Annotated in this window: 19 protein-coding genes; 5 read left to right on the forward strand and 14 right to left on the reverse strand. The window is 71.8% G+C overall.

From position 1 onward, the window contains the following. Positions 1-16: 16 nt before the first annotated feature. Positions 17-274, reverse strand: coding sequence for a WhiB family transcriptional regulator (locus tag AC4H2S_RS14995; protein WP_056605988.1), 258 nt, complete (start codon positions 272-274; stop codon positions 17-19). Positions 275-415: 141 nt separating this feature from the next. Here AC4H2S_RS14995 and cofD point away from each other — a divergent pair, with 141 nt between their 5' ends. The 4 genes from cofD to AC4H2S_RS15015 all read left to right on the forward strand — a co-directional run bounded on the left by cofD (position 416) and on the right by AC4H2S_RS15015 (position 4,047). After that, positions 416-1,459: a 2-phospho-L-lactate transferase gene (gene cofD, locus AC4H2S_RS15000; protein WP_491497772.1), complete on the forward strand. Its 1,044-nt coding sequence runs from the start codon at positions 416-418 to the stop codon at positions 1,457-1,459. A 5-nt stretch (positions 1,460-1,464) separates the two neighbouring features. After that, positions 1,465-2,481 carry a coenzyme F420-0:L-glutamate ligase gene (cofE, locus tag AC4H2S_RS15005; RefSeq protein ID WP_491497773.1) on the forward strand — a complete coding sequence of 339 codons (1,017 nt, stop codon included), beginning with the start codon at positions 1,465-1,467 and terminating at the stop codon, positions 2,479-2,481. 73 nt (positions 2,482-2,554) lie between these two features. Next, on the forward strand, positions 2,555-3,292 hold the full coding sequence (locus AC4H2S_RS15010; protein WP_491497774.1) for a DUF3105 domain-containing protein: 738 nt from the start codon (positions 2,555-2,557) through the stop codon (positions 3,290-3,292). 14 nt (positions 3,293-3,306) lie between these two features. Further along, positions 3,307-4,047: a TIGR03089 family protein gene (locus tag AC4H2S_RS15015; RefSeq protein WP_491497775.1), complete on the forward strand. Its 741-nt coding sequence runs from the start codon at positions 3,307-3,309 to the stop codon at positions 4,045-4,047. Between the two features lie 25 nt (positions 4,048-4,072). Here AC4H2S_RS15015 and AC4H2S_RS15020 read toward each other — a convergent pair whose 3' ends face one another. The 10 genes from AC4H2S_RS15020 to AC4H2S_RS15065 form a co-directional block, all read right to left on the reverse strand. Beyond that, a complete protein-coding gene (locus AC4H2S_RS15020; RefSeq protein WP_491497776.1) occupies positions 4,073-6,808 on the reverse strand; it encodes an FG-GAP-like repeat-containing protein in 2,736 nt (911 codons plus the stop codon). Between the two features lie 132 nt (positions 6,809-6,940). Further along, positions 6,941-7,414, reverse strand: coding sequence for a hypothetical protein (locus AC4H2S_RS15025; protein ID WP_491497777.1), 474 nt, complete (start codon positions 7,412-7,414; stop codon positions 6,941-6,943). Positions 7,415-7,954: 540 nt separating this feature from the next. Continuing rightward, positions 7,955-8,725, reverse strand: a complete 771-nt coding sequence (locus tag AC4H2S_RS15030; protein WP_491497778.1) for an ABC transporter ATP-binding protein — start codon at positions 8,723-8,725, stop codon at positions 7,955-7,957. A gap of 70 nt (positions 8,726-8,795) precedes the next feature. Then, on the reverse strand, positions 8,796-9,704 hold the full coding sequence (locus AC4H2S_RS15035) for an ABC transporter permease (protein WP_491497779.1): 909 nt from the start codon (positions 9,702-9,704) through the stop codon (positions 8,796-8,798). A 7-nt stretch (positions 9,705-9,711) separates the two neighbouring features. Beyond that, positions 9,712-11,799, reverse strand: a complete 2,088-nt coding sequence (locus tag AC4H2S_RS15040; protein WP_491497780.1) for a glycosyltransferase — start codon at positions 11,797-11,799, stop codon at positions 9,712-9,714. Next, positions 11,796-13,016, reverse strand: coding sequence for a UDP-galactopyranose mutase (glf, locus tag AC4H2S_RS15045; RefSeq protein ID WP_491497781.1), 1,221 nt, complete (start codon positions 13,014-13,016; stop codon positions 11,796-11,798). The genes AC4H2S_RS15040 and glf overlap by 4 nt, the downstream gene beginning before the upstream one ends. A gap of 36 nt (positions 13,017-13,052) precedes the next feature. After that, positions 13,053-13,973 (reverse strand): glycosyltransferase family 2 protein, encoded by a 921-nt coding sequence (locus AC4H2S_RS15050; RefSeq protein WP_491497782.1) that lies wholly within the window; start codon positions 13,971-13,973, stop codon positions 13,053-13,055. After that, a complete protein-coding gene (locus AC4H2S_RS15055) occupies positions 13,970-14,899 on the reverse strand; it encodes a glycosyltransferase family 2 protein (protein WP_491497783.1) in 930 nt (309 codons plus the stop codon). Before AC4H2S_RS15055 ends, AC4H2S_RS15050 begins: the two co-directional genes overlap by 4 nt. A 31-nt stretch (positions 14,900-14,930) precedes the next feature. Continuing rightward, on the reverse strand, positions 14,931-16,511 hold the full coding sequence (locus AC4H2S_RS15060; protein WP_491497784.1) for an LCP family protein: 1,581 nt from the start codon (positions 16,509-16,511) through the stop codon (positions 14,931-14,933). A 111-nt stretch (positions 16,512-16,622) separates the two neighbouring features. Beyond that, positions 16,623-17,147 carry an acyl-CoA thioesterase gene (locus AC4H2S_RS15065; RefSeq protein ID WP_491497785.1) on the reverse strand — a complete coding sequence of 175 codons (525 nt, stop codon included), beginning with the start codon at positions 17,145-17,147 and terminating at the stop codon, positions 16,623-16,625. A 25-nt stretch (positions 17,148-17,172) separates the two neighbouring features. Between AC4H2S_RS15065 and AC4H2S_RS15070 the strand changes: the two genes are divergently transcribed. Then, positions 17,173-18,375, forward strand: a complete 1,203-nt coding sequence (locus tag AC4H2S_RS15070) for an LCP family protein (RefSeq protein WP_491497786.1) — start codon at positions 17,173-17,175, stop codon at positions 18,373-18,375. Positions 18,376-18,384: 9 nt separating this feature from the next. On the opposite strand, the gene AC4H2S_RS15075 is transcribed toward AC4H2S_RS15070, so the two are convergent. From AC4H2S_RS15075 to AC4H2S_RS15085, 3 genes are read right to left on the reverse strand one after another with little or no spacing between them, the layout of a single operon-like run. Beyond that, the gene (locus AC4H2S_RS15075; RefSeq protein WP_491497787.1) at positions 18,385-19,080 is read right to left on the reverse strand and encodes a class I SAM-dependent methyltransferase; all 696 of its coding nucleotides are present in this window, start codon (positions 19,078-19,080) and stop codon (positions 18,385-18,387) included. Next, positions 19,077-19,892, reverse strand: a complete 816-nt coding sequence (locus AC4H2S_RS15080; protein WP_491497788.1) for an ABC transporter ATP-binding protein — start codon at positions 19,890-19,892, stop codon at positions 19,077-19,079. The genes AC4H2S_RS15075 and AC4H2S_RS15080 overlap by 4 nt, the downstream gene beginning before the upstream one ends. Then, entirely contained in the window at positions 19,889-20,902 is a 1,014-nt protein-coding gene (locus AC4H2S_RS15085; RefSeq protein ID WP_491497789.1) for an ABC transporter substrate-binding protein, read from the reverse strand. Before AC4H2S_RS15085 ends, AC4H2S_RS15080 begins: the two co-directional genes overlap by 4 nt. Positions 20,903-20,923: the final 21 nt, after the last annotated feature.

Genomic DNA, 20,923 nt, shown 5'->3' on the forward strand with positions numbered 1-20,923 from the left:
GGCCCGGCCGCGACCCTCAGACCGCGCGCTTCTTGAGCTTGCGGCGCTCCCGCTCGGAGAGCCCGCCCCAGATCCCGAAGCGCTCGTCGTTCATCAACGCGTACTCGAGGCAGTCGTCGCGGACCTCGCACGTCAGGCAGACCTTCTTGGCCTCCCGCGTGGATCCGCCCTTCTCGGGGAAGAACGCCTCGGGGTCCGTCTGCGCGCACAGCGCGCGGTCCTGCCACCCGAACTCCTCGCCCTCGGGCTCGAGGAGAAACAGTTCTGCTCTCATGGCTGACGCCCTTTCGACCCTGTTTTCAGAACTGAACGACACCGGTTCATTGAACGACACTACTGGAATTACATGCCTGTCGTACCCACGTAGTCAAGCCCGGATCTGATATGGCCGTTCCGCTTCCGGCAGGCTGCTCCTATGTCATCATCCGCAGCCACGCTCCGTCGTATCACCGTCCTGTCCGGCGGAGTCGGCGGGGCCCGCTTCCTCCAAGGGCTCCTCCACGGCCTCCGCACGGGCACCGTTCCGGGCGGCTCCGGCGACACCGAGGTCACGGTGGTGGCCAACACCGCCGACGACTGGTGGATCCACGGCCTCAAGGTCTGCCCCGACCTCGACACCGTGATGTACACCCTCGGCGACGGCATCGACGTCGAGCGCGGCTGGGGTCGCCGCGACGAGACCTGGAGCGCCAAGGACGAGCTCGCGGCCTACGGCGTCGAGCCGACGTGGTTCGGCCTCGGCGACCGCGACATCGCGACCCACCTGGTCCGCACCCAGATGCTCGAGGCCGGCTACACGCTCTCGCAGGTCACCGAGGCGCTGTGCCGCCGCTGGCTCACGCCCCGGCACGGCGAGGCCGTGCGGCTGCTCCCGATGTCCGACGACCGCGTCGAGACGCACGTGGCCGTGGCCGACGCCGAGAGCCCGAGCGGGCGGCGGGTCGTGCACTTCCAGGAGTACTGGGTGCGGCTGCGCGCGGCCGTGCCGGCCGAGGCGGTCGTGGTGGTCGGGCAGGACGCCGCCACCCCCGCGCCCGGCGTCCTCGAGGCGATCGCCGGGGCCGACCTCGTCGTGCTCCCGCCCTCCAACCCGGTCGTCTCGGTCGGCACGATCCTCGGGGTGCCGGGCATCCGCGACGCGGTGCGCGCGACGTCCGCGCCGGTGGTCGGGCTCTCCCCCATCGTCGGCTCCGCGCCCGTGCACGGGATGGCGGCGCAGATGCTCGCCGGCATCGGCGTCGAGGTGAGCGCGGGTGCCGTCGGCGCCCACTACGGCTCGCGCCGCGCGGGCGGGGTGCTCGACGGATGGCTCGTCGACGAGCGGGACGCCGAGCAGGTGCCCGCCCTCGAGCAGGCCGGGATCGCCGCCGCGGCCGTCCCGCTCATGATGACCGACCACGACGCCACCGCGGCGATGGCCGCGGCGGCCGTCTCGCTCGTCGCCGCCGGCCACGCGTGAGCGCCGTGAGCCGCCTGGAGGTGTGGGCGCCGGACGGGATCCCCGAGGTCTCCGCGGGCGACGACCTCGCCGCTCTGGTGCTGGACGCGCTCGACCGGGCCGGCGCGGGCGCGGCCCTGGCCGACGGCGACGTCGTGTGCGTGACGAGCAAGGTGGTGAGCAAGGCGGAGGGTCGCACCCGGGTGGGCGAGCGGGACGCCGCCGTCGAGGAGGAGACCGTGCGCGTCGTCGCGCGCCGCGGGCCGGTGCGCATCGTGCGCAACCGCCTCGGCCTCACCATGGCGGCGGCCGGGGTCGACGCCTCCAACGTCGCGGCCGGGTCGGTGGTGCTCCTCCCCCTCGACCCCGACGCCTCCGCGCGGACGCTGCGCCGGGAGGTGCACCGGCGCACCGGGACCAACGTGGGGGTCGTCATCACCGACACCTCCGGGCGGGCGTGGCGCGAGGGGCAGACCGACATCGCCATCGGTGCCGCCGGGCTGCTGGTCGCCGAGGACTTCGCCGGCCGGACCGACCCCCACGGCAACCCGCTCGCGGTGACCCTGCCCGCGGTGGCCGACGAGATCGCCGGGGCCGCCGAGCTCGCCCAGGGCAAGCTGGCCGGCCGGCCGGTCGCGGTCGTGCGGGGCCGGGCCGACCTCGTGCTGCCGCCCGGCGAGGACGGCCCCGGCGCCGTGTCGCTGGTGCGCCCCGACGGTGGCGACCTCTTCGGCTGGGGCGCCCGCGAGGCCGTCGTACGCGCGCTGGCCGGCGACGAGGCCGACCGCGCGCCGTTCGGGGCGCCCGCCCCGCCCGACGAGCTGCAGGCCGCGCTCGGTCGCGTCGTCGGGGCCGGTCAGGCGCTGTCGTCGATCCTCCTGCTGAGCCTCGACGACGACCCCGACCGCGTCGAGCTGCACCTCCCCGAGGGCTCGGACCGCGGCGCCGTGGCCGCCGTGTGCTTCGCCCACGGGTGGCGGATCGCAGGCTGGGAGACGACCGGAAGTCGCGTCGTGTGCCACCTGTCACCCGCGACTACGTAGACTCTGCCCGCGCAGGCGCAACCGTCGCAGCGAGCAGCACCCTCCAGCAGTCGACCGAGAGACACCGAGCACCGTGGCCAAGCAGGCAAAGACCGACCGTCAGGCGGTCATCGACTCCATCCGATCGCAGCAGTCCAAGCGCGAGAACCGACGCGGCCTGGCCATCGTGGGCGTGTGCGTCCTCGTCGCCGTCGTGATCGTGTGCGCCGCGGCGTTCAAGCCCGTCAAGGACTGGTGGGACCTGCGCGCCTACGCCTCGGCCTCGCTGGGTGAGATCGGCGCGAAGGCGTCCGTGTGCCAGGACGTCACGACCAAGCCGGCCGAGGGCAACCAGGACCACGTGGAGATCGGCACGCCGATGACCTACCCGGACTCCCCGCCGGCCTTCGGCCAGCACTGGAACGTCTGGGACAGCATGGACCGCAAGCTCTACTCGACCTCCGACCGCCCCGAGCTCGGCGAGCTGGTGCACAACCTGGAGCACGGTTACACGATCCTCTGGTACGACGACACGATCGCCGACGACTCCGAGCAGATGGACCACCTGCGCGGCATCGCCTCCAAGCTGCAGGGCACCGACAACCTGCGCGACAAGTTCAAGGCCGTGCCGTGGACCGACGAGGACGGCAAGGCCTTCCCCAAGGGCCAGCACGTCGCCCTGACCCACTGGTCGGTCGGCGGCGCCGGCGAGACCGACCCGTCCAAGCAGGTCGGCGTGTGGCAGTACTGCTCCGAGGTCAGCGGCTCCGCGCTGGAGACCTTCATGCAGGACTACCCCTACATGGACTCCCCGGAGCCCAACGCCGTCTGAGGCGTCCGGCGCCGATGACCCCTGCCGCGACGTTCAGCGAGGTGCTCGCTGCGCAGCTGCGCAGCGAGCCAGGTCGTCCGCTGGTGACGTTCTACGACCACGCCGGCGACGAGCGCGTAGAGCTGTCGGTGACGACGTACGCCAACTGGGTGGCCAAGGCGTCCGGCCTGCTGACCGACGTGGCCGACCTCGAGCGCGGCATGTCCCTGCGCATCGACCTGCCGCCGCACTGGCTCTCGCCGGTGTTCCTCGGCGCCGCCTGGACGGTGGGGCTGCGGGTCACCACGTCCGACGCGCCGGACGCCGTGGTGTGCGGCCCCGACGGGCTGGAGCGGTGGGCGCCGCGGGCCGCCACGGTGCCGGTGCTCGCCTGCAGCCTGCGCCCCCTGGGCGTCCGGTTCGCCGAGCCGCTGCCGGCCGGGGTGCTCGACGTCGGGGTGGAGATCTGGTCGCAGCCCGACGGCTTCACGGCGTGGGACCCGCCCACCGGTGACGACCTCGCCACCGACGACCTGACCCAGCGCGAGCTCTTCGGGCCGCCCCCGGCCCCTTCCGACGACCTGACGGCCGCCGTCGGGAGCGTGCTCACCGACGGCGGCCGTCTTCTCTCGGTGGCCGACCCGGCTTCCCCACCAGGAATGGCCACCTTCACCGAGCCCCTCGTACGAGGCGGCTCGCTGGTCCTCGTCCGCAACCCCGACCCGGCTCGCCTCGACGGCGTCTACGACGCCGAACGGGCGACGGCCCGGGCCTGAGGACGCGGCTCGCGTCCCTGCCGGCTCACCCGGCCAGGTCGAAGGCCCCCAGTCCCTCGCCCAGCACCCGCGGGTGGGACACGCCCTTCTTGCGGCCGCTGTAGACGTACGCCACGCCGCTCGAGCGGTCGCGCACGACGTAGTCGGCCGATCCCTTGAGCGTCATCGCCTGGACCTCGAGCACCCAGTCGAAGCCGGAGAGGTCCGAGGGCAGCCCGGCCCGCGAGGGCACCGCTCCACCCTTGATGGCGATGCCTGCGTTGAAGCTCGAGCCGTTGCCGGGCCACACCGTCGGACGGCCGCCGGACGGGGTCCCGACCAGGTCGGGCAGGCCGTCGCCGGTCACGTCGCCGACCGCGGTCAGTCCCTCGACCGGGCCCCAGCCCTCGCCCAGGACGCGTCCCTCCGCGAGGGCGCCGGTGCCGTTGCCGGCGAAGAACCAGAGCCGGCCGGAGCCGTCGCGGGTCAGCACGTCGCCGAAGCCGTCGCGGTTGACGTCGCCGGCGTTGAGGATGCGGTCCATGCCGGCGAACGACGCCCCGGTGTCGATGGGCGAGCCGAGCTCGAAGGTGTCGCGGTTGGCCACGACGACGAGCTGCTTGCCGGACACGCCGATCAGGTCCGCACCCGCCCCGCCGACCAGGTTGACGCCGGTGATCCAGCGCATCGACTTGAGGTTGGTGGCGGGTCCGAGCGCCGCGCCGAACGTGCCGTCGCCGCGACCCGGCTTGAGCATCATCGTGCCCTTGGACGTGCGGGCGACCAGGTCGGTGCGACCGTCGCCGTTGAAGTCACCGGCGACGACCCGGTTGTAGCCGCTCCACGACCCGGCGACCCGGCGCGGCGGGGCGAACCGGCCGGTGCCGTAGCCGGTCTGCAGGAACAGCCGGTTCTTCTTGCGCACCAGCAGGTCGGCGCGGCCGTCGCCGTTGACGTCGCCCGCTCCGATGAACTGCCGGTACTCGCCGTAGCCCTTGCGGGTCACCTTGCGGGCGAAGCCGCCCTTGCTGGTCGCCAGCAGCGTGACGAGGCGGCCCTTGAAGCGGGCGACCAGGTCGTTGCGGCCGTCGCCGTTGATGTCACCGGCCGCGGTCAGCAGCGAGTAGCCGCGCAGCTTCATCTTGCGGGTGGTCTTGCCGAAGTTGCCGTTGCCCTTGCCGGCGCGGATGCGCACGACGCCGGACTTGTCGGCCGTCACCAGGTCGGGCAGGCCGTCGCCGGTGAGGTCCGGTGAGACGAGCACGTCGGCGCGCTTGTCCCAGCCGCGCTTGCCCACCACGATGCGCTTCTGGAACGACGTGAGGCCGCCCGTCGGCAGCACCAGGCCGCGGCCGTCGGACGCACGGCGCACGACGAGGTCGGGATAGGGCGAGGCGTCGAGGTTGTTCTGCGGCGCCGGCTCGGAGATCGCCAGCTCCGTCGGCGCGGTCACGACCGGCGCCGCCTGCGCGGCGTAGGTGCGGATGAGCGGCAGCTGGGCGTAGAGGTACTTGCCCGGGCAGGCCGTCGACCCGGCGTCGCGGTGGCCGCTGATGGCCTGGAAGGTGCCGCGACCGATCTTCTGCGCGGTGGAGGCCGGGTTCACGCCGTGCAGCGACAGCTTCCACGCGAACAGCTGGCCGTACGCGCGCAGCATCACGTCGGGCGGCTGGACGGTGTCGAAGTTGCCGATGGCCGACATCGCGAACGAGTAGTCGTTGTAGTTGAGCGTGTGGGCGCCGACGACGGGGCGGTCGATGCCGCCGTAGCGGCCCTCCCAGATCCGCCCGAAGCGGTCGACGAGGAAGTTGTAGCCGATGTCGCTCCAGCCCCGCGACTTCACGTGGTACGCGTAGATGCTGCGCAGCATGGCCGGCACCTGGGCCTCGGTGTAGTTGTTGGCGTTGACCGTGTGGTGCACGAACCCGCCGCTGATCGAGCCGTAGCGCAGCGCGCCCTTGTTGCGGATGCTCTCGTCGGCGCCCCACTGGGCGCGCGAGTAGATCGTGGGCTGCGCGGCCGTCTGCTTGCGAGACGCCACGGTGGCCGACTGGAGGGCGAGGCCGTCGGTCGCCGGGGTGGAGCCGTCCTGCGCGGCGTACTCCTCGTCGTACGACGCGCTGGGGTCCTCGCTCGCCGTCCCGGCCGGCGCCTCGGCCGGCGCCTCGGTCTCGGTCCTCGTCGCCGAGCCGGGGTCGACCAGGGCCAGGGAGAGGTCGTCGGGCAGGGCCACGCCGTTGGTGCGGGCCTCGACCTGGACGTCGTCGACGTCGCCGACGAAGGCGGGATCGGTGCCGGGGCGCGCGCCCGCCGCCTCGGCGCTGCCGGGGTCGGGCCCGTGCTCGTCGTGGTACTCCAGGTCCTCCCAGTCGCTCCACTCCTCGCCGGTGCGCGTGCGGACCCGGACGGTGATCTGGTCCTCCTCGATCACCTCGCCGCTCTCCCAGGTGACGCCCACGGCACCGAACGCGTCGATCGGCTGCGGGGTGCTGACCACCCGGGCCTGGGTGGCACCGCCGGCGACGGAGCGCCCACGCAGCCCGGCGAACCCACCGGACGAGCCGGTGAGCGGCACCTCGGTGACCGCCGGCGTGACCGCCTTGGTGGGCACGGTGGCCGACATCAGCGCCGCGGGCGCGGTGGAGGCGGACGGGGCGCCGGGCGTATCCCCCACGATGTCGAGGGACACGACACCGGAGGCGGGGGTGAGCACGACGAGCACGACACCCAGCGCCAGCACCTGCTGGCAGAGGGTGACGAGACGGGCCTGAAGGGGACGCATGGGGATCTCTACTCCTGTGTGGGGGAAGGTCACACGAGAGATGAGTTCACACCAGTCACACCAGTCACGGAAGAGTTTCTGAGTAACTACAGCGTTGTAATTTCCACTCGCCACGCCGTTACATCGGTGTAATTATCGCTGATCGCCGTCGAAATCGGGCGAGATTCGGTTCGGAGCGTCGTTCCCGGGGTCAGGAGCCCGCTGCGCCCGTGCCCACGAACCGAGCACCGCGACTCCCACGATCGGCACCCACGCGTCGGCGGTGGCGCCTCCTTGCACCGAGGTGCCGAGGGACAGCAGGTAGGCGAAGACGGCCACCGGCACCATGACCAGCACCGCAGACACCGCAAGACGCAGGACGCCTCGCCGGCTCGGCCGCCGCGGCGCCAGGACGAACGCCGCAGCGACTGCCGCGACCATGGCCCCGATCGACCAGAGCCACCACGCCCGACGCCACCTCTCCGGGTCCTCCAGCGTGCCGCACGGCGCCGTCTGGCAGGCGGCGCCTGTGGGGATCATCTCCGGCTGCACGGGCGCCCAGGCGCCAGCGACCGCCATCACGGCGAACCCCACCGCGCCCAGCAACATCCAGCCCCCCGGCCTCATGGAGCGATCCTGCCCCTTGAGGCTCCCCTCCGCGAGGGTCCGATCTGCCGCGCCCCGCACTCCTGCCGTCTCCGGGGCGTCTGCGTGGCACGGTGACGCTCCCGCAGACCACGGTGACGCTCCCGCAGACCGAGGAGTATTGCCCCCTTGTTGGCTGCCGGAGTCCCCGCTCGAGCGGGGACTCCGACGCGATCGTGGAGTATCCGAGCCACCAGGTGACCCGGATCCTCCACGATCGCCTCATCCACAGATGAGGTCGGCGCTACTCAAGGGTCCCGGACGGCCCGCTCATGCGCGGCCGGCGCGTGTGCGGCGAGCCTCTCGAGCCGGTCGGAGACGTCGCCGGCGGGTGCGGGCATGCGTGAGCTCCTCGGGTGGGTGGACAGCCTCACACGTCCACACGCCACGAAGGTGGGATCCGGTGGGGTGCCGCGGTCCTATTTCTCGGAGCGGGACGGGAGCCACGGATCTGGGCTCGCGCCGGGACGCGTGCGAGGACGCGGACGGCGCGGCGCTCCCCGGTGGGATGTCGGGCTCGGCTCAGATGTCGGCGCCGAGGCCGTCGTCCTCGCCGGAGTCGTCGTCGCTCTCGTCGTAGTGGAGGTAGCGGATGCCCTCCTCGACGTCGCCGTCGAAGCCGAGGCGACCGTTCTCCATCACCAGGACGCGGTCGCAGAGGTTGCGCACCGACCCGGGGGCGTGCGAGACGTAGAACATCGTCACGCCGGACTTCACGATCTGGTCCATGCGCTTCTTGCACTTGCGCTTGAACGGCCGGTCCCCCACCGCGAGGGCCTCGTCGGCGATGAAGATGTCGGCGTCGACGTTGACCGCCACGGAGAACCCGAGGCGGGCCTTCATGCCTGAGCTGTAGTAGGCCACGTCGGTGTCGAGGAACTTGCCGAGGTCGGCGAAGTCGACGATCTCGTCGAACTTGCGGTCGGTCTCGGCCCGCGACATCCCCAGGATGGCGGCGTTGAGGTAGAGGTTCTCCCGGCCGCTGAGGTTGTTGTCGAAGCCGGTGCCGGTGGCGATCAGGCCGGCGATGCGCCCGCGGGTGAGCACCGAGCCGGAGTCGGGCCGCATCACGCCGCTGATGAGCTTGAGCAGCGTCGACTTGCCGGAGCCGTTGAGCCCCATCAGGCCGACCGACTCCCCCTCGTGCACCTTGAAGCTGACGTCGTCGACGGCGTTGAAGGTGTCGTGGGTCTTGCGGCCGCGGACCTTGGCCAGCACGGTCTGCTTGAGCGAGCGCTGGTAGGACAGCGTGAAGGCCTTGGTGGCGTTCTCCACCTGGATCATGGTCGTCATGCGGGGTCCCTGCGGAAGCGCGGGCTGGAGGAGCGAAGCGGGGGAAGGCCGCGGTTTCGTGGGGTGCTCATCAAAGGCGCTCCGGGACCTTGGCCTCGAGCCGCGCGAAGATCCTCTGGGCGAGCACGAGCAGCACGATCGAGATGCCCGTCATGATGAGCCCGCGGGTGAACAGGTGGTCGGGCAGGTGCTCGGCCGCCGTCGCGTCGGGGTCGCTGGTGGTGCCGATCCAGAAGCCGCGCTGGATGAGCAGCACCGCCTCGGCCATCGGGTTGAACAGGTAGTAGCTCGCGATCGGCTCGCCGAAGCGCTCCTGGACGAGCGTGAAGGGGTACATCATCGGCACGCTGAAGGTGACGAACTGGGTGAGGGTCTGGGCGACCTTGCCGATGTCGCGCATGAAGACGTTCCCGACGCTGAACAGCAGGCCCAGCGCCAGCCCGAGCGCGGCGGCCAGGCTGAAGCCGAGCAGGGCCGCCGCCATCCCCACCACGTCGGGACGCCAGCCGAGGAGGATGCACGGCACGACCAGGATCACGATCATCGGGAGGGTGTGCCACGCGGCCACGAGCATGCGGGCCACCGGGAACATCTCGCGTGGCACGGGCAGCTTGGTGATCAGCGAGCGGTTCTGCACCAGCGACTGGGTGCCGCCGTTGAAGGTCTCGGTGAAGAAGTGGACGATCACCATGCCGGCGAACAGGTGGATCGCGAAGTTCTCCATCCCCGCGCCACGGCCGATCATGACCTGGAACAGGAAGTAGAACATGAGGAACCGGATGGCCGGCTGGAGGTAGCTCCACACCCAGCCGAGCACGGTGCCCTGGTAGCGCGACTTGATGGTGTTGCGCACCAGCATGCCGAGCAGGTAGCGCCGGCGCACGACCTCGCCGAGGCCCGTCGCGGCGGGCGGCGCCAGCGGCAGGGCCTCGAGCTCGGCCGTCGTGCGCCGGGCCGGGCCGAAGGTCGCGGCGCTCACCGGAGGCTCATTCCGAGGTGCCCGACGGGTCGCCCTCCGGGCGGTCGGTCGGGTCGGTCCAGGGCGCGAACGTCTTCTCCCACGCCTCCGGTGAGGTGATCTCGCCGAGCGCCTCGCGGTACTGCTGGGCGAGGGCGGGCCACTCGCGGTGGAAGCGCCGGTGGATCTCGATCGTGCGTCGCAGCAGGTCGCGGTAGTGAGACGGGTCGCGCCGGTAGAGCGCGACCGAGGAGCCGTCGTTCATCGAGACCACGGCCGAGTCGTAGCGCGCGAGGTTGAACCAGCTGGCGTCCATCGCGGTGAGCTCGGTCTCGGGGTAGTCCTCGGCCATCCTCCGCACCGGCCGCAGCTGGCGCAGCGGGGCGAGCCCGGCTGCCAGCAGGGTCGCCTTGCGGCCGGGGATCTCGATGTCGGACTTGCCCTTCTTGGGCGGCTTCTCGCGGCGCACCGGGGGCAGGTCGTCGCGGTCGACGTGCAGCTGGGCGTCGGAGAACTGCGCCCGGAACGCGTTGATCTCGGCCAGCTTGGTGGCCAGCTCGCCGTGCAGGGCGTGGGGACCGCGCAGCACGTCCTCCATCGCGAGGTGGCGCAGCTCGGCGGTGGAGTACTGGAGGGAGGCGAGGTGCTTGACCTGGTGGTTGAGGCTCTCGCGCACCATCCGGCCGCCGCGCTCGTAGGGCGAGTGCAGCAGCGCCGCGATGATCCGGTTGCGGTGGTGGAAGTAGGACTGCCAGTCGACGCCGTCGTTCTTGTCGGTCCACGGCACGTGCCAGACCGCGGCGCCCGGGAAGGACACGGTCGGGTAGCCCGCCTGCTTGGCGCGCAGCCCGAACTCGGAGTCGTCCCACTTGATGAAGACCGGCAGCGAGAGGCCGATCTCCTCGAGCACCACGCGCGGGATCAGGCACATGAACCAGCCGTTGAAGTCGACGTCGGCACGCTTGTGCAGCCAGCGCGCGGAGCGCAGGTTGCGGGCGGCGAAGTCCCACTGGCTGTAGCCGTCGAGGCGGGTCTGCCACCAGAAGCGCCACGGCTGGACGATCTCGCCGAAGGAGTGCAGCTCGGCGCGGTTGTAGAGGTTGAACATGTGGCCGCCGACGATGGTCGGCCGCTTGGCCAGGTCGCCGAACGTGACGGCGCGGATGATGCCCTCGGGCTCGCAGACGACGTCGTCGTCCATCATCATCGCGTAGGTCGCGGTGCCCTTGCGCACGCTCTCCAGCTGGCCGCGGGCGTAGCCCCCCGACCCGCCGAGGTTGCCCTGCACGATCACCCGCAGCTTGTCGCCCAGGCCGCGCTCGGCCTCGGGGAAGTAGGGGCTGTCGGTGACCTTCTGCTTGCCCTGGTCCATCACCATCACGGTGTCCAGGTAGGGGTGCAGCTCCTCGGCCGCGCCGAGCTGGCCGAGCAGCTGGGCGCTCATGTCGGGCAGCATCGTGGTGATGCAGAGGTCGACGGTGCCGTGCTCGGCGCGGTCGGCCGGGACCTGTGCGGTCCACTCGGCGCCCTCGACGCTCGCGCCGTGGTCGCCGGCGACGACGTCGTACCAGTACCAGCCGCCGTCGACGAAGGGCTTGAGGGTCAGCGCGAACGAGAACGACGCCCGCGCGTCGGGGCCCTCGCCCTCGACGACCCCGGAGTGGATGCGCTGGGCGTGCCCGCGCGCCATCGACTTGTAGACGGTCACGACGGTGCCGGCACCGACGACGTCGACGGTGAGGTCGACGGCGGTGACGACGGTGTGGCGGCGCCAGTAGGAGGCGGGGAAGGCGTTGAAGTAGGTGCCGAAGGACAGCGGCTGCGAGGGCCGCAGCTGCAGCGCGGTGCGCGAGCGGATCTGGTCGGGGTGCAGCTTCTTGCCGGTCGAGGTGGACTGGCGGATCGCCGCGTTGTTGAGGTCCTTGGCCGCCTTGTCGCCACCGACGGCGTGCCGGTCGGTGTCGAGCTTGGCCTCCTCGAGGTCGACGTAGAGCGGGAACACCTCGGTGTTCTTGTCGACGGGCAGGATCTGGCGCTGCAGCAGCCGGGTGACGGTGGCGGCCGCGTGGGCGCCGGGGGTGGCGGGGGTGCTGGTGCCGGGTGTGGTGGTGCTCATGCGTCGATGCCTCCGCTGGTGAGCTCGGCGCCCTCGGTGAAGTGCGGCTTGAGCTTGTTGTCGTACATCGACAGCGCCGACCCGATGGCCATGTGCATGTCGAGGTACTTGTAGGTGCCGAGCCGCCCGCCGAACAGCACCATCAGCTCGGCCTTGGCGAGCTCGCGGTACTTGAGCAGCTTGGCGCGGTCGTCGGCGGTGTTGACCGGGTAGTAGGGCTCGTCGCCCTCCTCGGCGAAGCGGCTGTACTCGTGGACGATGACGCTCTTGCCGGGCAGGTGGGTCTTCTCCCGCTCGGGGTGGAAGTGCTTGAACTCGATGATGCGGGTGAAGGGCACGTCCTGGTCGTTGTAGTTGATCACTCCGGTGCCCTGGAAGTCGCCGGTGTCGACGACGCTCTCCTCGAGGTCGACGGTGCGCCACGACAGGCGGCCCTCGGAGTTGCCGAAGTACTCGTCGACCGGCCCGGTGTAGACGATCGGGACCGTGCCCTTGTACGTCTCGGCGACCCCTGTGGCGGGATCCAGGAAGTCGGTCTCGAGGCGCACCTCGATGTTGGGGTGGTCGGCCATCCGGGTCAGCCACGCGGTGTAGCCGTCGACGGGCAGTCCCTCGTAGGTGTCGCTGAACCACCCGTTCTCGAAGGTGTAGCGCACCGGGAGCCGGGTGATGATGTCGGCGCTGAGCTCGGTGGGGTCGGTCTGCCACTGCTTGGCGGTGTAGCCCTTGATGAACGCCTCGTAGAGCGGGCGGCCGATCAGGCTGATCGCCTTCTCCTCCAGGTTGGAGGCGTCCTCGGTGGCGATCTCGCTGGACTGCTCGGCGATGAGCGCACGCGCCTCGTCGGGGGTGTGCGAGCGGCCGAAGAACTGGTTGATGAGCGCGAGGTTCATCGGCAGCGAGTAGACCTGCCCCTGGTACTTGCCGAAGACCCGGTGCCGGTAGTCGGTGAACGAGGTGAACCGGTTGGCGTACTCCCAGACCCGCTCGTTGGAGGTGTGGAACAGGTGCGCGCCGTACTTGTGCACCTCCACGTTGGTCTCGGGGTCGCGCTCGGAGTAGGCGTTGCCGCCGATGTGGTGGCGACGCTCGAGGATGAGCACGCGGAGACCGAGCTCCTCGGCGCACCGCTCGGCGATCGTGAGACCGAACAGCCCGGCGCCGACGATCACGAGGTCGGGACGCGGTGCGGTGTCTGTGGTGGGGCCCTGGGACAAGGGAGGAACTCCTTGGGTGAGAAACGCGGGGTGAGTCTATCGAGGGGGGCGTGCGGAAGCCGTCAGGCGGCGCATGCCCCGCGCGGACGCCATGGCGCGGGTCACGTTGCGTGCCTCGGCCCGGCCGCCTCGCACCGGGCTGAGCAGCACGACCGCGGCCGTGATCAGCCAGGGCTTGAGCCGCACGAGGACGTTCTCCCCGTGGCGCAGGTGCACCACGAAGAGGTTGCGGTACATGTAGAAGCCCTTCCAGCCCGACAGGTCGTGCTGCTGGTTGAAGTCGAGCTGGCGCACCAGCACGGCGTCGCGCACCGCCCAGATGCGGTGGCCCGCGCGGCGCGCACGCACCGCGTACTCGGCGTCGTCGTAGAAGATGAAGAACGACGGGTCCGGGAAGCCGATCTCCTCGATCACCCGCCGGCGCGCCATGAAGCCCTCGAAGGCGACGTTGCGGACCTCGACGAGCTCGGGCATCGACGCGCGGTCGGCGTAGGTGCTGTCGACGGAGGCGCGCTTGGGGTTGATGGCGAGCGGGTTGCGCAGGTCGAAGTCGACGGCAGCCTTCTCGACCAGGGCGCCGCTGCGGTCCTCGCGCACCGCGATCAGGCAGTCCTCGTCGACGGCCATCAGCGCCTCGAGGCAGCCGGGAGCAGGCACCACGTCGTCGTCCATCAGCCACACCCGGTCCCAGCCCGCGTCGTACGCCTCGCGCACCCCGAGGTGGAAGCCGCCGGCGCCGCCGAGGTTGTCGTCGCTGTGGGTGACGTGGAGCGGGAGGTCGGTGCGCGCCTGCAGCACCTCGCGGGTGTGGTCGGTGCTGGCGTTGTCGATGACGATGACGGCGTCGGGGCGCCGCGTCTGGGCGGCGAGGCCGTCGAGCATCCCGACGAGCAGGTCGGCGCGGTTGTAGGTGACCACGACGACCGCCACTGTCTCCGGTGCGGTCGGGGCGGTCACGACAAGAACCTCCGGTGGCCGTCGAAGTCGCCGGCGATGCCTGCGCGCATGGCCGAGGCGCTGAGCCGCAGCCGCGACAGGCTGGGCCGGGTGAAGGTGTAGAACCACGCCGTCTTCACGACGAAGGCCAGCGCGTGCAGGGGCCCGCGGTAGTCGCGCAGGTTGACCAGGTTGTTGCGGGCCATGCAGTAGTGCTTGAGGTCGCTCGGCGAGTCGTTGTAGGTCGTGCGGCCGAACATCATCGGGGTGCCGAGGTTGCCGACGCTGGGGTGGCGGACCGTGGCGGTGACGACCGTGGCCACCCGGGCGCCCGACTCCTCCGCGCGCAGCCGGTACTCGTGGTCGTCGCCCCAGATGAAGAACTCCTCGCGGGGCAGGCCGATCCGGTCGACGAGCTCCTTGGTCACCAGGACGCCGTTGAAGGGGATGACGATCCCGTCGATGCGGTCGGCCCTCGCGGCACGGCGTACGTCGTCGACGGCGTGCACGACGCGGGTGCCGCCGGGCAGCCGGATCGGGAAGACCAGGCGGTCGGGGTCGGCCTCGTCGACCACGAGGGGGCCCCAGAAGTCGAGGTTGCCGGCCTCGCGCAGCAGGTGGTCGAGGCAGTCGAGGTCGGGCAGGCCGTCGTCGTCCATCAGCCAGACCAGGTCGGCCTCGCGGTCGATCGCCCAGGCCAGGCCGTCGTGGAAGCCGCCGGCGCCGCCGCGGTTGGTCGTCAGCGTGCGCGCGCTCAGCGAGACCTCGCCGGTGGTGGGGCGGGCGGCGAGCCACTCCCCCGTGCCGTCGGTGGAGGCGTTGTCGACCACCAGCACCTCGGCCAGCCCGTCGATCTGGCCGAGCCGGGCGACGAGCCGCTCGAGCAGCGGCAGGCGGTTGAAGGTGACCACGACCGCGACGATGCGAGGCAGCGGTCCGGTGGTCACGGCCTACACCCTAGGGGCGGGCGGTGCGCGCTCAGCAAACCGCGCCCAGGTCCTCCGACTGGTTGGCGGCGTAGCCGGTGGACAGCGAGCCGAGCGACCCGCCGGTGACGGCCGGCGGCGGGGTCGGGGTCGCCGTCTCGGCGGGCGCGGCGCCGGCGTCCCCAGCGTCGGCCCCAGCGTCGGCCCCGTCGGCGGCCGGCTCGTCCCCGGCGGGGGCGTCACCGCCCGCGGGGGCGGCCTCGGCGGTGTCGGCGTCGTCGGCGGGGTCCTGCTTCGGGCTCGCCGGCGCGCGGCCCTCGGCCTTGGCGATCGCGGCGGCCACCTTGGCGTGGACGAGGTCGATGTCCGGGTCGGCGGTGTTGATCATCGGCGGCACCAGCGAGAGGGTGGCGATCTTCTGGCCCTTCGCCTTGAGCGCGAGGTCGACGAACCGGTCGACCTCGCCGCGCGGGATGTCGGTGGAGACCATCGCCGAGCTCGCTCCGGCGATCGCCTCGAAGTTGCGCAGGGCCACCTGCGGGCTGACCTGCTGCAGCATCGCGCTCATCACGCACTTCTGCCGTGCCATCCGGGAGTAGTCGTCGGATCCCTCGCGCGCCCGGGCGAACCAGAGCGTGTCGTGCCCGTCGAGCGTGCGCGTGCCGGGCTCGATGTAGTGGAAGGTCTTCTCGTGCGGCAGGCCGACCGGGATCGGCTGGCGGACGTTGAGCTCGACGCCGCCGACAGCGTCGACGAGGTCCTTGAAGCCCTCGAGGTTGACCATCGCCCAGTAGTTGATGTCGAGGCCGGTGATCCCCTCCACGCCCTGGATGGTGGCGTCGACGCCCGGGTTCTTCGAGCCCTCGAACAGCTCGGCGTTGTCGAGGGCCCACGTCGCGAGGCCGTTGAGGTACATCCCCTCGACGTCGAAGCCGTCGGGGAACTGCTCGTCCATCACCGATCCCTCGGCGAAGGGGAAGTTCTGCATGTTGCGGGGCAGGGAGATCAGGACGGTCTTGCCGGTCTCGGCGTCGATGCTGGCCACCGTCATCGCGTCGGGGCGCAGTCCCCAGCGCCCGGCGCCGGAGTCGCCGCCCAGTAGCAGGAGGTTGTAGCGGCCGTTGCTGGCGTCGACGGCCGAGCCCTCGCCGAACATCGAGATCATGAACTGGCGCTGCACGCCCACGACGTGGGCGCCGAAGAGCAGCGCCCCGGCGACGCTGAAGCACAGGAAGCCGTTGACGCCGACGACCGCGAGGCGGTGCTGGCGCTGCAGGGTCAGCGGCTGGCCCAGGCGCCACGCGTCGACGAAGAGGTAGGCCCACCCGACGGCCAGCGCCATCAGGACCAGGCGCAGCAGCTGGAGGAAGGTGGTGCTGGTGCCGGCGCTGAACGCGAGCCCGTTCCAGAAGTACGCCGTCACCGCCGTGAGCACGCCGGCGACGAGCAGCGTGAGCCAGGTCCACATCGCGATGCGGCCGACCCGGCGGTTGCCGGACACGAGCTGGGCCGACCCGGGCAGGACCAGCGTCATCAGCATGAGCGTCACGGCACGTCGGAACCGCACGCGTTGGGCGCGGTCGAGCGTGGTGAACCGCGGCTGCGGCGACCCGGAGGGGGTGGCGGGCGGCATCGAAGGGCCTCTCTGCTGGGGGAAGTCAGCCCTCCCAGTATCACCAGTCACACCCGTCACACCGGCCCGCGACGCGCCGTGGCTCGCGGGTGCGATCAGGTCACACGGGGCTCAGTCCTCGCGGCCCTCGTCGATCTCGGCCTTGCGAGCCAGCCGGTGCGCCCGCCGGATCTCGGCCTCGCGCTGGCGTCGTACGTCGCCGGGCGTCTCGGTCGCCAGCGGCGGCACCGGGCGCGGGCGGCCGTCCTCGTCGATGGCGACGAAGACGAAGTAGGCGCTGGCGACGTGGACCGGCTCGTCGCCGGCGTTGCCCCACGGCTGCGCCTCGACCCGCACCCCGATCTCCATCGACGACGTGCCCGCCCAGTTGACCTGGGCGTAGGTCTTGATGATGTCGCCCACGTGCACCGGCGCCAGGAAGGTCATCTCGTCCATGGCGGCGGTGACCGCCGGTCCCCCGCCGTGCCGGTGCGCGACGGCGCCCGCGGTGGAGTCGGCGAGCTTCATGATCTCCCCGCCGTGGACGTTGCCCAGCAGGTTGGCCTCGCTCGAGTGGGCCATGATGCCGAGGCTGACGCGGCTGTAGGAGGTCGGTCGCGCCACGCCCGCGCCCGCTCGCTCGATGCGCTCGCTCATGCCTGGCACGGTAGCGTCTTCGCCCATGGCTGATCGTCCGCAGGGCTCCGGGGTGCCCGAGAAGGGAACACCCGAGTACGACTGGCTCTACGGGAGCCAGTCGTCCGCGCCGCCGAGCGACGCCACGCAGCGGATGGAGGCGCAGCAGGCCTCGAGCGCCCGCCCCGACGAGACCCGGGTGATGCCGGTGGCGCGTCGCGAGGCACGCGGCTCGGGCGGCTCCCCGCCAGGCCCGGCGCGTACGCCCGCAGCCGCTCCGCCGCCGCGGCCCAAGCGGCGCCGGTGGCGCCCGCGCCTGGCGATGATCCCCCTCGTGCTGGTCCTGCTGCTGGTCTACCTGCTCGGCATCCCGCTCTACCAGTGGACCCGGATCGAGAAGGTCGACGCGATTCCCGCCGGCGACCGGCCCGCCGACCAGCCCGGCACCAACTACCTCATCGTCGGCTCCGACAAGGCCGACGACCTGTCCGACGAGCAGCGCAAGGCGCTGCAGACGGGCCCGCGCGGCGGCACCAACACCGACACGATCATCGTGCTGCACACCGGCCCAGGCGGTCGCACGATGATGTCGATCCCGCGCGACACCCTCGCCGAGGTCCCGGGCCACGGCACGCAGATGATCAACGCCGCCTTCGCGATCGACGGCCCGCCGCTGCTGGTGGCCAGCGTGGAGGGGCTGACGGGAATCCACATCGACCACTACGTCGAGCTCGGCTTCGGCAGCGTCATCAACACCGTCGACGCCTTCGGCGGGGTGGAGATCTGCCCGACGCAGGACATGAAGGACCCGATGGCCCGCCTCGACATCGCGAAGGGCTGCCAGGAGGTCGACGGCCTGACCGCGCTCGCCTACTCGCGCTCGCGTCACGTCACCGCGCTGAGCGACCTCGACCGGGTCGCCCGGCAGCGCGAGGTGATCAGCGCCCTGGGCGACGAGGCGCTCTCGCCGTGGACCTTCCTCAACCCGCTGCGCTACTGGCGCATCACCGACGCGGCCGCCGACGCCATCCGGGTCGACGAGGAGATGAACCCCCTCGACCTCGGCCGGTTCGCGCTCGCCATGACGGGCAAGAGCCAGACCTGCACGATGCCCAACCTCCCCGCGCCCAGCGACCCCAACCGCATCATCGCCGACCCCGACCGGGCCCCCGCCCTCTTCAACGCGATCATCGACGGCTCGTCGGTGCCCAAGACGGCCTGCACGCCGACCGGTCGCGCGCGCCCTTAGGGCGGGCCGTCAGGGCCGGCGGCCGGTCAGGAGGTACTGGAGCACGACGTCGTGCCCCGGGGCGACGCCGTGCTCCCGGTCGAGCTCGAGGACGTCGTGGAGCGGGGTGACCGCGACGTCGACGAGCCCGCCGCGTCGCAGGACCTCGGCCACCTCCTCGATCGAGCCGGCGTCCGCGAGCGGCAGGTGGCCGGCGGGCCGGTCCCCGTAGAGGTCGCCGAGCCCGTCGGTGAACCAGAGGCTGTCGGCCATGGCGACCACCCCGCCCGGCCGCAGCAGCCGCACCCAGCGGGCGACCGCCGCCTCGGGGTCGCGCAGCGTCCACATGACGTAGCGACCCACCACGGCGTCGAAGGATCCCGCCGGCAGGTCGGGGTCGACCGCGTCGCCGAGCAGGAACCGGGGCGGCACCCGGTCGCTCGCGGCATGCCGGACCGCGATCTCGAGCATGCCGGGCGACAGGTCGATGCCGGTCACCCGGTGACCGAGGCCGGCGAGCAGCCGCGCGACGTGACCGCTGCCGGTGCCCACGTCCAGGACGTCGGTGGGTGCCGCTGGAAGCGCAGCGGCCCACCCGCGGCCCCAGACCTCGACGTCGAGGTCGCGGCGCTCGGGGCGTTGCTGGTAGGCGTCGTAGGCGGGTGCGCGTTCGGTCCAGTAGTCGTTGATCGCGCCCTGCAGGGAGGGCGTGCGGTGCTCGGTCATGCGGAGAGGTCCTCCTCGAGGGGCCGCCCGACGGCAGCCGGGTCGGCGAACGGGGTGAAGAGCAGGTGGAGCTGGTCACGGGTGCGCACGCGCTCGACACCGATGCCGTAGACCGGCTCGAGCACCTCGGGCACGAGCACGTCCTCGACGGTCCCGGCAGCCGCGACGCCGCCGCCGCCGAGCAGGACGACGTCGTCGCAGTAGCGGGCGGCGAGGTTGAGGTCGTGCAGCACCACCACCACCGTGCGGTGCAGGTCGTGGGCGAGCGCGGCCACGAGGCCGAGGACCTCGTGCTGGTAGCGGATGTCGAGGTGGTTGGTGGGCTCGTCGAGCAGCAGGTGGGTCGCCTGCTGGGTCAGCGCGCGGGCGATGAGCACCCGCTGCCGCTCCCCTCCTGACAGGCCGGCGAACGACCTCGTCGCGAGGTGCGTCGCGCCGACGCGGGCCAGCGCGTCCGCGGCGGCGTCGTGGTCGGCCGCCCCGGCCCGCTGGAACGTCGACAGGTGCGGGGCGCGACCGAGCAGCACCGTCTCGGCGACCGTCAGCGTGCTCTCCCCGCCGTTCTCCTGCACCACGACCGCGAGGCGCCTGGCCGCGTCCCGCGCGGGCAGGCGCCGCAGGTCGTCGCCATCGACCCGCACGGAGCCCGTCGAGCTGGCGAGGGCGCCGTGGAGCAGGCGGAGCAGGGTCGTCTTGCCGCTGCCGTTGGGACCGATCAGCCCCAGCACGCGGCCGTGCGGGGCCGCGAGCCCGACCGCGCGCAGCACCTGGTCGCTGCCGTAGGACCACGACAGGTCGTCAGCGGTGATCACGAGCCGTCCCCCAGCTCGTCCACGATCCGCTCGAGGCCCGCGAACACCAGGGGGCTCGGCGGCTCGGTGAAGTTGAACAGCTGCACCAGCACGTCGTCGTTGCGGACGGCGGTCAGCTCCTCGGCCCCCGGCAGGCTGGTCAACGCCTCCTCGACGGGCCCCGGGTCGCCGTCGCTGTGGAGGAGGACCAGCACGTCCGGGTCGCGCCCGAGCAGCTCCTCGAGCGTCACCTCGAAGACACGCTCGTCGACGTCGGCGAAGACGTTGCGCAGGCCTGCGGCCTCGAGCTGCGGGTGCGCCATGCTGCCGGTGCCGTAGGCGTAGGTCGTGCCTCCTCCGACGGTCGGGTAGAGCACCGCGGCCGTCCGTCCCGCCTCCCCGTTCCCGGCGGCGACCTTCGCCTCGGTGGCGGCGAGGTCGGCGCGGAGGTCGGCCGCGGCGTCCGCGGCCTGCGCCTCGCGGCCGAACACCCTGCCGTACACCTCGAGCTGGTCGTAGACGTCGTCGAAGCCCGGCTCGCCCTCGTCCGTCCCGCAGAGCGCGGGCTCCTCGATGAGCGGGATGCCGACCGCACCGAGGGTGTCGCGGGAGAGGTTGTCGACCTGGCCGAGGACGAGGTCGGGCTCCTGGCTGATGACGACCTCCTTCGAGATCTGGAGGTGGCCACTGCTGTCCATCCGGTCGGTGAGGAGGGGGATGTCCTCGAGCTCCGCGAGGGTCTCGTCGTCGTAGTACTCCGACGGGTAGGCGCCGGCCCGCGCCGTCACCCGGTCCATCACACCGAGCTCGTGCAGGAACGGCACCGCGGAGCTCATGAGGAGCACGAGCCGCTCGGGAGCACGGTCGAACGTGACGTCGGCCCCACAGCTGCGGACGGTGACGGGGTAGGAGCCCGTGCTCGAGGAGGTCGGTGCGGGGTCGGTGGCCTCGCCACCACATGCGGCGAGCGCGCCGAGCAGCACGATCGCTGCGAGTCCGGCGAGGCCGACGGGGACGCGGGGGTGGCTCATGAGGGTCTCCTCCTCGGTGAC

The sequence above is a fragment of the Nocardioides sp. Z13_37 genome (genome assembly GCF_058355585.1).